Below are 12,917 nucleotides of genomic sequence, written 5' to 3' on the forward strand. Positions count from 1 at the left end.
GTCACTAAGTAACTGAGTTGCTATGTTTTTTATTCTTCTACAAAAGTAATGCCTATTTTTCTAATTCGATAATTTCCAATTGAATTTTCTTGGTTAAACTTTTAAAAACCAAGTCGTAGGAATGATCAATTAATTCTTTCAGCAAAGTATTTGAAACATCTTGATTTACGGCAATTGTGTTCCAATGCACTTTACTCATGTGAAATCCTGGATTTATTGCATCGTACTCAGCACGCAGCTCCTGAGCTCTTTCGGGATCACATTTAAGATTCACATGTGGACTTCCTTTTTCCCATTGCAATAAGGAAGAAAGAGCAAACATCTTTCCTCCTACTTTGAAGACCAAAGTGTCTTCGTCGAATGGGAAATGTTCCGTAACTCCTTTTTTAGAAAGACAATATTCGTAATAGGTTTCTAAATTCATATTTTTTATTATTTTCCGATTTCGCCCAAATGAGTAGACTTAAAACCTGTTTCATATTTTAATCCATAACCAAACATCCTGTCCATAGACGAATGCGAAAATAAAATCACTCCTAAAAGCTGAATCACTACATTCGAACAATAAATACCAATCAAATACACTGCAATCGCAATACCTCTATGATGTATCGCATTATAGCAAAAAGCCCCCATTCTATCTCCAAACGCATAACCAATCATGGATAAATCAGGAACTAAAATCAGTGCCAAAAACCACCACCAAGCATATCCTGTCTGGCTAAAAAAATAAACTCCGAGTATGAATAATCCTAATTCTTCTAATTTGATAATTGATTTCATTAACTATTATTTATTTGAAACCGCAGAACTGCATTTCGAAAATCTTCATTACACAATTTTTTCCATCATTTTCTCTGGGTGAGCCAATGCTTTAAAACCAAATTTCTCATATAAAAAGTGGGCATCAGATGTAGCTAATCTCCATATTTTTATTTCTTGCAATTGCGGTTCATTCATCATAGCATCAATTAAGACTGTAGAATATCCTTTTCCTCTGTGCTCTTCGGTTATAAAAACATCCATCACATAAGCAAAAACCACATAATCAGTAATTACTCTGGCAAAACCAATTTGAACATCATCCAAATAAATTCCAAAACAAATTGAGCTGTCAATTGTCCTTTGTACTTCCTTAATTGTACGCCCTGCAGCCCAATAAATATCTTTTAGAAAATGCTGAATAAAAGGAACATTGAGTTTCTTTTTATCGGTAGAAACTTGTATCATATTTGATATAAAATAGGTTTACTGGGACTTGCATCATTTTCGAATGAGGCAATTTGCAGATTCAGCAGATAACTGCCGTCTTGTACCTCATCAGGAACAAAAATCATTTCGGTTATCGTGCAGTCCAATCGAGCATCGGCATTTAAATTATGGACATCTTTTACTTTCCAAAATGCTTTGTGAGCCAATAATTCTCCCTCATCATGTTCCTTGTCAACGCTTGGTAAATCAATAAGCAAATGTTTAATCCCGCATTCGCGAATGAAATGTGCTGTATCTTCTGCAAGATAAGGCGGATTGGTATCCGAATATTTCAGATGCTTTTTTATTTTAAAATTAGGCAATGTTCGGATAATTATAGCTTCAGGGATTTTATTTTCTAACGCTTTTTTAACCTGATTTCTGGTTATTACACAATCTTCTCCTTTCACTTCAGGCACAACAGAAATTAATTCGGCCAAAAAGAAAAACTGTTTCAACGATTGGTTGATACTGTAAAACTCCCTAGTAATATGTCCCAGACATTCCGTGTGTGTCCCATGTCCATGTGGATTGAAGAAAATATTGTTGAAATTGGTCGATGATTTCCCCTCGGAAACTTTACCGATCCAATCGCCAAAAACTACAGGCTCAATAACCGGTTTTTCTAAGTACCAAGCAATCGGATTATCGTCATTATTAGTTAACGGAATCGAAATATCAATGGGCTTTGATAGGTCAACTTCAATGGCTTGCTCGTTATATTGAATTGTAGCTTTCATAGTTTTTAACCGCAAAGGTTTACGCAAAGTTCGCAAAAAAATGATTCAATTTTAAAGATTGTTTACTACTCTTTTAATTCCGTTTTCAGTTATAATTGTTGTTTTACCGCAAGATATATTTCACCTCAAGGCTCGCAAAGAATTACGCAAAAGTCTCAAAGCTTATTTTTTTGTATTTTACTCAAAAAAAAAACACTTAATACAATAGCGAACCTTGCGGTTAAAATCCTATTCCAAATTTAAATAAAACAAATCGCTTGCAATCCCATCCGTCAAAAATTTTCCTTTCGCGGTTGGTTTCAAAATGTTGTTATCAATAGAAAGTAAATCATCATTTAGAAATTTCTGAGCTTGTTTTTGCAAATAATCTAAAAATTCAATTCCAAATTCAGTTTCAATTCGATTCAAATCAACACCCCATATCGTTCTCAAACCTGTCATGATATATTCATTATAACGGTCCGCAATGGACAAAATCTCAATCTCGCTGGGCAATTTGTCTTCTTGGATGGATTTTATATAGAGTGAATTATTCGAAACATTCCAACTACGGGAAACACCATCATAACTATGAGCCGACGGGCCAATTCCTAAATATTTCTTCCCCAACCAATAGGCTGAATTGTTCTTTGAGAAATAATTTTCTTTACCAAAATTGGACAATTCATAATGGATGAAATCATTCGCTACTAATATTTCTGTCAAAATAGCAAAATGTTCCTGCGTCGATTCATCGTTTGGTTTTGCAATTTTTCCGGTTTGAATAAGTTTGTTCAAAGCCGTTTTGGGTTCGACAGTCAAAGCATAACTCGAAATATGTGGTATCCCAAAAGACAAGGCCGTTTCAATATTTTGCTTCCATTTCTCATTGCTCATTCCTGGAATTCCATAAATCAAATCAAGGGAAATATTATCGAAGTGTTTTGTCGCTTCAATCAAGCAATTTTTAGCTTCCGCCGAATTATGCGCTCGATTCATCATTTGTAAATCGTCTTCAAAAAAAGATTGAATCCCGATGCTAAGGCGGTTGATAGGGCTTTGGGATAATTCGACAATTCGTTCATTGGATAAATCATCGGGATTGGCTTCGAGTGTGATTTCGGGATTTTCAGCAACTTTATAATTTTTATAAACTTCATCAATCAAAAATCTTAATTCTGCATCCTTCAATATTGAAGGCGTTCCTCCACCAAAATAAATCGTTTCGACAACTTCATTCTGAAACTCATTTTTGCGCATTTGCAATTCTTTGGCAATAGCCAAAACCATTTCTTCTTTCTTCTTCATTGAAATCGAAAAATGAAAATCGCAGTAATGACAAGCCTGCTTGCAGAATGGTATGTGTATATAGATTCCTGACATAATTTAGTAATCAGTGTTCAGTTTTTTAGTGATCAGTCTTGGAATAGTGTTCAGTATTCAATTTTTTAGTAGTCAGGCATCTACTGAACACTAAAAAATTGAATACTGATCACTCTTTTTTAACTCCAAACTTCTCAGAATTTAATATCATATAATTAATGAGTTTTCCAATTTCTAAACTCTCCGAAATAAGTTCTTGATAAATTGTCTCTGATGTATATTTACAAGAAAGCGCAAACTCTAACCAAACTTGTGCCTATGAATTTTCTCCATCAGAATCGGTTAATTTACTGTGAAAATGTTTTGAATAAATTCTCTTTCTGTATGCTTCCGCAATAGTAACGGGAACGCTTCTCGATGAACGTCTAATTTGATCTGTCAATGAATAAGTCTCTTCTTTTTGAAAACTTTTTGTAATTTCAAAAATCTTCATTGCTAATGAAAATGATTTTTTATAAGCTAATAAATCTTGAAATCTCATATATACTTTTTAAAATTGAATACTATCTTTTTCTAATAAACTGTTCACTAAAAATCTGTACACTGCATACTATTTTCGATCCCCACAACTGACTACTAATAAACTGATCACTGACGACTACTTTTTTACTCGCTCTTCATTCTGTTTTACAAAAGCATCCCAACCTGAATAACTCTTGTCTGCTACAATTTTCCCTGAATTAAAAAAATGGCAAACCGCAGCCGCCAATCCATCAGTAGAATCAAGATTTTTAGGTAATTCTTTCAATCCCAATAATTGCTGGAGCATTTTAGCCACTTGTTCCTTGCTGGCGTTTCCGTTTCCAGTGATCGCCATTTTTATCTTTTTAGGTTCATATTCGGTAATGGGAATATCTCTGGAAAGTCCTGCTGCCATTGCTACGCCCTGTGCCCGCCCTAACTTCAGCATTGATTGTACGTTTTTGCCAAAAAATGGCGCTTCAATTGCAATTTCGTCAGGATGATGTGTTTCGATTAACTCAATGGTACGTTCAAAAATAATTTTTAATTTCTGGTAATGGTTGTCGTATTTGGATAATTGCAGTTCGTTGAGCTGCAAAAATTGCATTTTTTTATTGACAATTTTTATCAGTCCAAAACCCATAATCGTGGTTCCAGGATCTATTCCTAATATGATGCGTTCTTTTGTCAAAGCTTATTTTTAAAAGACAGTAAACTGCCGAGGTTTTTGATTTATTTTTTAGAATTGATTTTCATCTCTTCCAGCATTGCAATTATCTTGTCTAACTTTTCTATTTCAATTTTATCCAACTTAATTGCGAGAGCTTCAATTTCCAGCTTTGCATCTATATTTGTCTGATAATCAGATTGTGCCTGAATCCTGTCTCTTTCGCTTTGCCTGTTTTGAGACATCATAATAATAGGCGCAGCATAAGCGGCTTGTGTTGAAAAAAGAAGGTTAAGCAATATGAAAGGATAGACATCCCAATGATAGGTATAAGCCACAAGGTTCAATGTCATCCAGACGATTACAAAAACAGTCTGAATAATAATGAACCGCCAAGATCCCATTCCTTTCGCTACTGTGTCTGCCAAACGGCTGCCAAAGCCCAATGCTTCAATATGTTTTTCGTGCCAAGTTTTGTTATTGTTCATTTCTTTATAGAATTAGTTTTGTTTAAATCATTTCAAACCATTACGCAAAGATACTCGAAGTAGACACAGCCATTCATGAAGTTTAACTTCTCTGACAGAATAAAAATCTTTGTGTCCTTTGCAATTTCTTTGCGAAATAGCATTTTCACGTCTATTTTCCTTTACTTTGCGGTATGATTTCAATACCACGCAAAACTAAGCAATTCCTCGTACTTCTAGTCAAACTTTTGATTGTGGGCGGGGCGTTTTATTTTATTTACAATCAACTGGCCAACAACGACAAACTCGATTGGCAAAAATTCTTGGTGCTGTTTCACAAAAATCAGTCGGTTGCAGGAATTGGTTTTATCCTGCTTTTGAGTGTACTGAACCGCTTGTTTGAAATATTAAAATGGAAATATTTGGTTTCCTATCTTCATCCTATTTCATTGGAAGAAGCGACCAAACAGGTTTTGGCATCGCTTACGGCTGGACTGTTTACGCCAAACGGAGTGGGAGAATATGCCGGAAAAGCATTGTACTTTAATAAAAAGCAAACCAAAAAAATCGTTTTTTTAAACCTGATCTGCAATGGAATCCAAATGATACTGACAGTGATCTTCGGAATTTTTGGCTTGCTGTATTTCAATGCACAGTACAATGTTATTACCGCCAAAACAGTTGCAGTACTGTTCGGAATTTGTTTTTTGATTTTTGGAATTTTATTTTTTTCAAAAAAAGTAAACATCAAAGGCTATTCCATAGAGAAACTGATTCATAAAATTAACGAAATCCCAAAACCGATACATCAAAAAAATACGCTTTTGGCTATTTTGCGGTATTTGGTTTTCTCGCATCAATACTACTTTTTGTTTCTGGCTTTTGATGTCGATTTACCGTATCTCATTTTAATATCGGCTATTTCGAGTGTATATTTTTTGGCTTCGTCTTTACCTACTTTTCAATTTTTGGATTTTGCCGTCAAAGGAAGTGTAGCCGTGTATTTCTTCGGAATATTGGGCGTTAATGAATGGGTGGTAGTTTTTGTGACTACACTGATGTGGTTCCTGAATGTAGTTTTACCCGTTCTTTTTGGAAGTTATTATGTGTTGAATTTTAAAAGCCCCCTTACCCTCGAAGGAGAAATTAGTAATCTCAAAGAATAATTATGATTTTGTTTTTATTAGGAATAATGATCGTTTATGTACTGACTATAAGTTGGCTCATTTATGGTTTTACCAAAATAAATCATTTTGAATTCATTGGCTTACCGCCAAAAACCAGTTTTAGTATTGTTGTCCCTTTTCGGAATGAAGCCGAAAATTTACCGGTTTTATTGGAAAGTTTTTCAAAATTAAATTACCCAACGGATTTGTTTGAAGTGATTTTGGTTGATGATTTTTCTAGTGAAGAGTTTCAAGTTTCAAGCTTCAAGTTTCAAGTTTCGATTGTAAATAATATTCGGGTTTCAAATTCTCCAAAGAAAGATGCCATTACAACAGCGATGCAAACCGTAAAAACCGATTGGGTCATCACCACCGATGCCGATTGTGCAGTCCCCAAAAATTGGCTGTTGATTTTGGATAATTACATTCAGCTACATCATGTTTCGATGATTGCGGGGGCTGTTACTTACGATTGCGATAATTCGTTTTTACATCATTTTCAGCAATTGGATTTGACCAGTTTACAGGGAGCAACCATTGGCAGTTTTGGAATCAAAAAAGGGTTTATGTGCAATGGCGCCAATTTTGCCTATACCAAATCCTTTTTTCAACAGCTGGATGGTTTCGAAGGCAATGACAAAATTGCCAGCGGAGATGATGTTTTTCTGTTACAAAAAGCGTTTGCCCAATATCCCGAAAAAGTGGCTTATTTAAAATCGAAGAGTACCATTGTTACTACAAAACCGACTAACGATTGGAAATCGCTGTTTTACCAGCGCGTTCGCTGGGCTTCCAAAACTACTTCCTATCAAAGCCTTTTCGGGAAAAGGTTGGGATTACTTGTTTTTATGGCAAATTTTGGATTGGTTTATTGTTTTGCACTAACTCTTTTGGGAATGCTTCCCTATTTTTTTGTTGGCTTTTATTTCCTGTTCAAATTTGGAATTGATACTGTTTTGATAAAGCAAACAAAACGTTTTTTAACAAAACGTAAAATCCGCTATTTGTTTTTAAGCAGTTTTTGGTATCCGTTTTTTAGTACTGCTGTTGCTTTGTATTGTCTGTTTGGCAAATACGAATGGAAAGGGAGGAGGTTTTAAATCTAAAATTGCAGAATTTAGAATTTTAGATTGTTTGACTGTTACTAGGGAAATCTCTCCTTCTTCGAGATGACAATTTTGGGGTAATTCTTTGGGAAAAATTAGATACTTTCTACTCCACCTTTAAAATCACGGGAAGTATAAACTGAGTTTTTACGGGTAATCCCCGTTTGATTGCAGGATTGATTTTTGGAAAATCTACCAAACGGACTTTGAGAATACTGTCGATTTTTATCTTATCGTAAGCCACGGAATCTTTTGGAAATTGTGGTTCGAATTTCATCGTTGCGTTAGGAAAAATAGTCACTTTCACTTCGATCGTATCCAGTTCCGGATACAGCATCGCCAGCGTATCATTACACAATTTCTCCTGTATTAACTGGGTTAACACCTCAAAAAAACATTGTTGGCGCTGTTTTTTATCTTCAATTTTATCGCAGTCCACAACCGATGGGTATTCGTCGACTTCTTTCCAATTAATAGCCTTTAACTCCTTTTGCAATAATTCCTTTTCGGAAGGAACCTGCTTGTCAAAGTATTGACAGGAATTAAAAAGCATAAGGACTAAAAAAAGAAAATACTGCTTCAAGGTTTGTTTTTTAAATGGGACTATTATCTTATAAAAATACAATTATTTTTCTCAAATTCGTATACTGAATCGGTATTGCATTTACGGACTCAAAATTACTAAAAATATTTTTATGGATATCCTGCTTCTATTATTGGGTTTTGTTTGTGTTGTGGCTGGAATTCTTGGAAGTTTTCTTCCGGTTTTGCCGGGTCCAAGCATCAGCTGGGTTGGAATCGTATTGTTATATTTTACCAAGGCTGTTCCAGTCAATTATTGGGTTCTGTGTATTTCGCTATTGATTACTGTTACGCTAACCGTTTTAGATTATGTCATACCTGCAAAAGGAACCAAAAAATTTGGCGGAAGTAAATATGGTATTTGGGGAACCAATATCGGTTTGATCGTTGGGATTTTTGCGCCAATTCCTTTGGGGTTTATTATTGGGCCGTTCGTTGGCGCCTTTATGGGAGAGCTTATTTATGATAAACAAAACCATCAGCGCGCTTTGAAAGCGGCTACCGGTTCTTTACTGGGTTTTCTTGCTTCTTCTTTTATGAAATTTGTGGTGTGTATGATGTATCTGGGATTGTTTTTTTGGATTGTATGGGAGAATAGTTCCGCTTTGTTTTAAACTCTAATTTTTATTCATAAAAAAAGCCTCTCCGTTAAGGAAAGGCTTTAAACAATTGCGGTCTGGACGGAACTCGAACCCGTCTCGTCCCAAAAGACGAGATGATAGGCATGTATTCAAACCAACTCAGTAACGTCAATAATATTATTGATTTTGAATCAATGCCTCTATCGATTTTCTGTTCAGTTTTTTTAATCGCAACTCTTCAACTAAAGCTTCTTTCTTAGTTTCAAATGCTTTTGAATATACTAATTCCCAAACTCCTTTATTAGAAGTATACTTGCTCCTGTTTTCATTATGGTATAGCAATCGCTGGGTTACATTTTCACTAAAGCCTTTGTAATAAACATTAAAATCTTTGGAATAAATAATGTAAACATAAAAAAACATACCTGAATATTTAATTTATACATCAAAAAAAAAGCCTCTCCGTTAAGGAAAGGCTTTAAACAATATGCGGTCTGGACGGGACTCGAACCCGCGACCCCATGCGTGACAGGCATGTATTCTAACCAACTGAACTACCAAACCCTGTTTTATTGCGAGTGCAAATATACAATAGATTTTCGTTTACGCAACTATTTTATAACACAAGAATCAAAAAAAATGTAACTCCCTTAAAATCAAAAAAGCTATCCACAAAGTGGAAAGCTTTTCATTGGTCTAACTACAAACCGGTCTCGTCATATTTGAACGAGAAACAACACAACTAGCTTTAGATACCGTATTTGGGCAAAAAAGCCCCGCTTTGGCGGAGCTTTTCCCAATATTGCGGTCTGGACGGGACTCGAACCCGCGACCCCATGCGTGACAGGCATGTATTCTAACCAACTGAACTACCAAACCTCTGCTTTATTGCGGTGGCAAAGATACAATAGATTTCCGTTTACGCAAGCCTTTTATTAGAGAATTTAAAAAAAAAACAGTTCATTTACCCAAACTTTTGTTTTTCAACTAAGTATGCAGTCAAAATTTTCTCAAAACTTTCGTCAACCCCCACAGGAATGTACTTTATTTTGTTTTGAGCACAGGTTAATGCCAGTTTTTTGAAGTAATCTTCCACCTGTTTTTCGTATTCCTGCTTAACATTATCAGCAAAAATCACTACCTCATCTCCTGTCTCTACATCAATAAACTTCCTCGGCGCATTGTCAAAATCAAATTTCCGCTCTGTTTCATTGTCAATAACATGAAATAAAACCACTTTATGCTTATCGTGTTTCAAATGCTGCAGTGCACTAAAAAGTGCTTCCTCATTTTCGGACTGAAACATATCCGTAAACAATATAATCATCGAGCGGCGGTGGATTTTCTCAGCAATCTGATGCAAATAAGTAATAGTGTCGGTCTGTTTTTTCTCTTTGGTGACTTCCAAAAGCCCCTCAAGCTTATTCAATATCATTCTGTGATGGCGGTCACTTCCTTTTTCCGGCGCATAATATTCATAACTATCCGAAAACACGCTTAATCCCACAGCATCTCGCTGTTTCTTCAACAGATTCATCAATACGGCCGAAGCCAATACCGAAAAACCTATTTTGCTTTCATAAAACTGCTGATTGTCTTTCAATTTAGGATAATGCATCGACGAGGAATTGTCAATGATAATATGACACCTCAAATTAGTTTCCTCCTCAAAACACTTAGTGTACAACCGATCGGTTTTGGCAAACAGCTTCCAATCAATATGCTTGGTGCTTTCGCCTACATTGTATACTTTATGCTCTGCAAATTCTGCCGAAAATCCATGGAACGGGCTTTTGTGCATCCCCGAAATAAAGCCTTCAACCACTTGATTGGCCAACAATTCCAAATGCTGAAAACTGGATATTTTTTCTATTTGTGATTCGATCTTCATTCGGTTTCTTTTTTAATTTTTTGGGCACGGTACAAAGCATCGGTTGCCTGCAATAATTTCCTTTTTAGAATAGGGCTAAAATTAGGGTTTTCTTTTAAGAATCTTTGTACTTCATCAAAAGCATATTTAGATGAATATTTCCCAACGGTATTGTTCAGCCAGTCTTTCGGAAAGAAAATATCTCCAGTCTGCTGAATTTCATCAACTAAATCCAAAGAAAATCTAATATATTTTTGAGCACTTTCCTGACGCAGTGGATGATGAATATTGGCCAAAGCCGTTGAAACCCATGATTCTTTTTCTCTATTTCTTTCTTCTTTTAACGACTCCATAAAACCATTTCGAACTGCTTCATCCATAGACAAAGACGGAAGCAAGAACTCAAATCGTTTTTGTTTGTCAGGATTTTTAATGACCGTTTTGGTTTTCTCCAAGATTTCATCTGCTTTTTCATGTTTGAATATAGCCAAATTCATTGCTATAGCGGTGTAATCGTCTTCATTTAATTTCAAATTCGGAATCACAATTTCTTTATTCCAGATCTGATATAATTTATCTTTCGCCGAATCTGAATACGCAATTGAACTAAAAAAATTAAAAATGGTCTTTTTAACATTACTTGATACATCTGTATATAATCGCTGATAAAGAATATTTTCAAGTTGCTTCTGCACCTTGACTTGCTGTTTTTCGGTAAGGAATTTCCAAAAAACAACACTCGTTTGGTTTGTAATTATTTTCAAAACCAATTCATTTTGTTCCTGTTGAATTCCTTTTGCAAAACAATCAAGAGCATTAGCTGCCGTAATATTCCCTATTAAGGTGTTTTCATAAATATTGATATAGACCGAAGCTCTTGCAACCTCATCTTTCAAAGTTAAAACAGATTCTATAGTATTCGAGTCAAACGGAAAAACACCATAACCATAACCATTGTAGTTGTAAATAATCGTAAGCGGTTTTTCAAATCCAATTGCTTCTTTTAAAGCCAACCTTTTATCTACAATATTGGCATTTATAACTTTTGCGCCATCCTTATAAATCAACCCAATTTGAAAAACCTGTGACCACAAATTATTCGATTTATCTTCGGCTTGCTGGATAATTTCAAATTTTTTAATTCGCTTTTTGGAATCATATTCTATTTTATCCGTAAAAATTGCCCTGCCCGATTTGTTCACCCAAACTGCGCTCCATTTTTTCATATCCAAAGGCGTTTCGACATCCAAAATTTCGATTAAATTATTCCAGTCAGCATTATCGTTGGCGTATTTCTGAATGTATTTTTCAATTCCTTTCCGAAAGGCTTCTTCCCCCATTGTAGCTTCCAATTGACGCATCATAATAGGGGCCTTATTGTAAATAATGTTTCCGTAAAGCGAACCGGCATCTTTTAGATTGATTAAATTTTGTTTTATCGGATGTGTCCCCAACGAGCGGTCTTCTGCGTATGCATTTGGGTAATGAGCTGTCAAAAACTGTAAATTATGATTAACCTTTGGAAAAAGCGGATTCATAATTTTATCGGCCATAAAATTGGCAAACACTTCTTTCATCCAAACATCGTCAAACCACTTCATTGTAACCAAATCACCAAACCACATATGTGAAGTTTCATGTGCTATCAGTTTAGCGCGATCCAGTTTTTCACTATCCGTTGCGGTATTATCCAAAAACAAGGTTGATTCTTTATATTGAATCGCCCCAACATGCTCCATTCCGCCATACTGGAATATCGGAATAGAAGCAAAATCAAGCTTTTGAAAAGGAAATGGATAATTGGTATATTTTTTCAAAAAATCTAATGATTGCTGATGTAACTTAAAAATGGTATCGGTGCTGATTTTTATCTTAACCGAATCATTTTCCCGATACAGCATTGTCATCTCCATATTGGCTGGCTTTTGGGTAACACTTTTAAATTTCCCTGCCACAAACGAAAATAAATAGGTGCTCATTTTATCGGTTTCACCAAAATCATAAACCACAAAATCGCCTTTATCCTCTTTATGCTTCACATTGGCTCCAGCCAAAACAGACCATTCTTTTGGAACAGTAAGTCTCAATTTATAGACCGCTTTAATATCTGGCTGATCCAAACACGGAAACATTGTGCTCGCCCGGTCAGGGACCAATAGCGTATAAAGAAAATCATCGTTACGGTTTAAGGACAAATCTCCCGCCACAAAAGAAATGGCAACTGTGTTTTGCCCCAAATCCAAATCTTTTGCAGCAATAACAACATGACCTTTTTCCTGAACAATTGCTGTGCTTTTTCCGTTTACTTGAACTGATTTAATATTTTCATATTTCCCTTTAAAATCCAAATACAAAGGCTGGCTCAAATTGGACAAAACCAAATTCAAAACCAAATTCGAATTGATTTCATCTTGCTTTTGCTTTGGTATTTCAAACGAAAGATCATACAATACATTAGAAATTTGCTGTTTTCGAAAATGAGCCAACTGCTCTGAAACCCCATTATCCAAAACAAAATTCTCTTTAGATGCTGACTGTCCATAACCAACCATCATCATCATAAAAAAAACAATACAGCAATAGATTTTTTTCATTTTTGAGAAAATATAAGATTCATTAAAAATAAAAAAAAAGGCTTGACTACCGCCAAACCTTTTTATATA

Annotated in this window: 14 protein-coding genes, 2 tRNA genes and 1 pseudogene; 3 read left to right on the plus strand and 14 right to left on the minus strand. The window is 35.2% G+C overall.

Features of this window, described 5'->3' with window-relative positions; translation table 11 throughout:
• Positions 1–52: 52 nt before the first annotated feature.
• The 8 genes and pseudogenes from AC1DVP_RS19925 to AC1DVP_RS19960 all read right to left on the minus strand — a co-directional run bounded on the left by AC1DVP_RS19925 (position 53) and on the right by AC1DVP_RS19960 (position 4,970).
• Entirely contained in the window at positions 53–424 is a 372-nt protein-coding gene (locus tag AC1DVP_RS19925) for an MmcQ/YjbR family DNA-binding protein (protein ID WP_477185225.1), read from the minus strand.
• An 8-nt stretch (positions 425–432) separates the two neighbouring features.
• Entirely contained in the window at positions 433–783 is a 351-nt protein-coding gene (locus AC1DVP_RS19930; RefSeq protein ID WP_477185226.1) for a DUF4260 domain-containing protein, read from the minus strand.
• A 48-nt stretch (positions 784–831) separates the two neighbouring features.
• Entirely contained in the window at positions 832–1,230 is a 399-nt protein-coding gene (locus tag AC1DVP_RS19935; protein WP_477185227.1) for a GNAT family N-acetyltransferase, read from the minus strand.
• Entirely contained in the window at positions 1,227–1,991 is a 765-nt protein-coding gene (locus AC1DVP_RS19940; protein WP_477185228.1) for a cyclase family protein, read from the minus strand. The genes AC1DVP_RS19935 and AC1DVP_RS19940 overlap by 4 nt, the downstream gene beginning before the upstream one ends.
• Positions 1,992–2,219: 228 nt before the next feature.
• Positions 2,220–3,353: a radical SAM family heme chaperone HemW gene (gene hemW / locus AC1DVP_RS19945; protein WP_477185229.1), complete on the minus strand. Its 1,134-nt coding sequence runs from the start codon at positions 3,351–3,353 to the stop codon at positions 2,220–2,222.
• Positions 3,354–3,462: 109 nt separating this feature from the next.
• Positions 3,463–3,834: pseudogene (locus AC1DVP_RS19950) on the minus strand (four helix bundle protein).
• 117 nt (positions 3,835–3,951) lie between these two features.
• A complete protein-coding gene (ruvC, locus tag AC1DVP_RS19955; protein WP_477185230.1) occupies positions 3,952–4,506 on the minus strand; it encodes a crossover junction endodeoxyribonuclease RuvC in 555 nt (184 codons plus the stop codon).
• 41 nt (positions 4,507–4,547) lie between these two features.
• Positions 4,548–4,970, minus strand: a complete 423-nt coding sequence (locus AC1DVP_RS19960) for a DUF1003 domain-containing protein (RefSeq protein ID WP_477185231.1) — start codon at positions 4,968–4,970, stop codon at positions 4,548–4,550.
• Positions 4,971–5,143: 173 nt separating this feature from the next.
• Between AC1DVP_RS19960 and AC1DVP_RS19965 the strand changes: the two genes are divergently transcribed.
• Positions 5,144–6,115, plus strand: coding sequence for a hypothetical protein (locus AC1DVP_RS19965; RefSeq protein WP_477185232.1), 972 nt, complete (start codon positions 5,144–5,146; stop codon positions 6,113–6,115).
• A gap of 2 nt (positions 6,116–6,117) precedes the next feature.
• Entirely contained in the window at positions 6,118–7,215 is a 1,098-nt protein-coding gene (locus tag AC1DVP_RS19970) for a glycosyltransferase family 2 protein (protein WP_477185233.1), read from the plus strand.
• 112 nt (positions 7,216–7,327) lie between these two features.
• Here AC1DVP_RS19970 and AC1DVP_RS19975 read toward each other — a convergent pair whose 3' ends face one another.
• Entirely contained in the window at positions 7,328–7,804 is a 477-nt protein-coding gene (locus AC1DVP_RS19975; RefSeq protein WP_477185234.1) for a hypothetical protein, read from the minus strand.
• Positions 7,805–7,916: 112 nt separating this feature from the next.
• Between AC1DVP_RS19975 and AC1DVP_RS19980 the strand changes: the two genes are divergently transcribed.
• Complete coding sequence (locus AC1DVP_RS19980; protein WP_477185235.1) at positions 7,917–8,417, plus strand: DUF456 domain-containing protein; 501 nt, start codon at positions 7,917–7,919, stop codon at positions 8,415–8,417.
• Positions 8,418–8,561: 144 nt separating this feature from the next.
• On the opposite strand, the gene AC1DVP_RS19985 is transcribed toward AC1DVP_RS19980, so the two are convergent.
• The 5 genes from AC1DVP_RS19985 to AC1DVP_RS20005 form a co-directional block, all read right to left on the minus strand.
• Positions 8,562–8,807, minus strand: coding sequence for a GIY-YIG nuclease family protein (locus AC1DVP_RS19985; protein ID WP_477185236.1), 246 nt, complete (start codon positions 8,805–8,807; stop codon positions 8,562–8,564).
• Positions 8,808–8,874: 67 nt separating this feature from the next.
• Positions 8,875–8,948 (minus strand) — tRNA-Asp (locus AC1DVP_RS19990).
• Between the two features lie 241 nt (positions 8,949–9,189).
• A tRNA-Asp gene (locus AC1DVP_RS19995) sits at positions 9,190–9,263 on the minus strand.
• Positions 9,264–9,348: 85 nt separating this feature from the next.
• The gene (locus AC1DVP_RS20000) at positions 9,349–10,275 is read right to left on the minus strand and encodes a DUF58 domain-containing protein (protein WP_477185237.1); all 927 of its coding nucleotides are present in this window, start codon (positions 10,273–10,275) and stop codon (positions 9,349–9,351) included.
• Positions 10,272–12,848 carry a M1 family aminopeptidase gene (locus AC1DVP_RS20005; RefSeq protein WP_477185238.1) on the minus strand — a complete coding sequence of 859 codons (2,577 nt, stop codon included), beginning with the start codon at positions 12,846–12,848 and terminating at the stop codon, positions 10,272–10,274. Before AC1DVP_RS20005 ends, AC1DVP_RS20000 begins: the two co-directional genes overlap by 4 nt.
• Positions 12,849–12,917 lie beyond the last annotated feature (69 nt).

It is taken from the genome of Flavobacterium sp. P3_A6 (genome assembly GCF_056403035.1).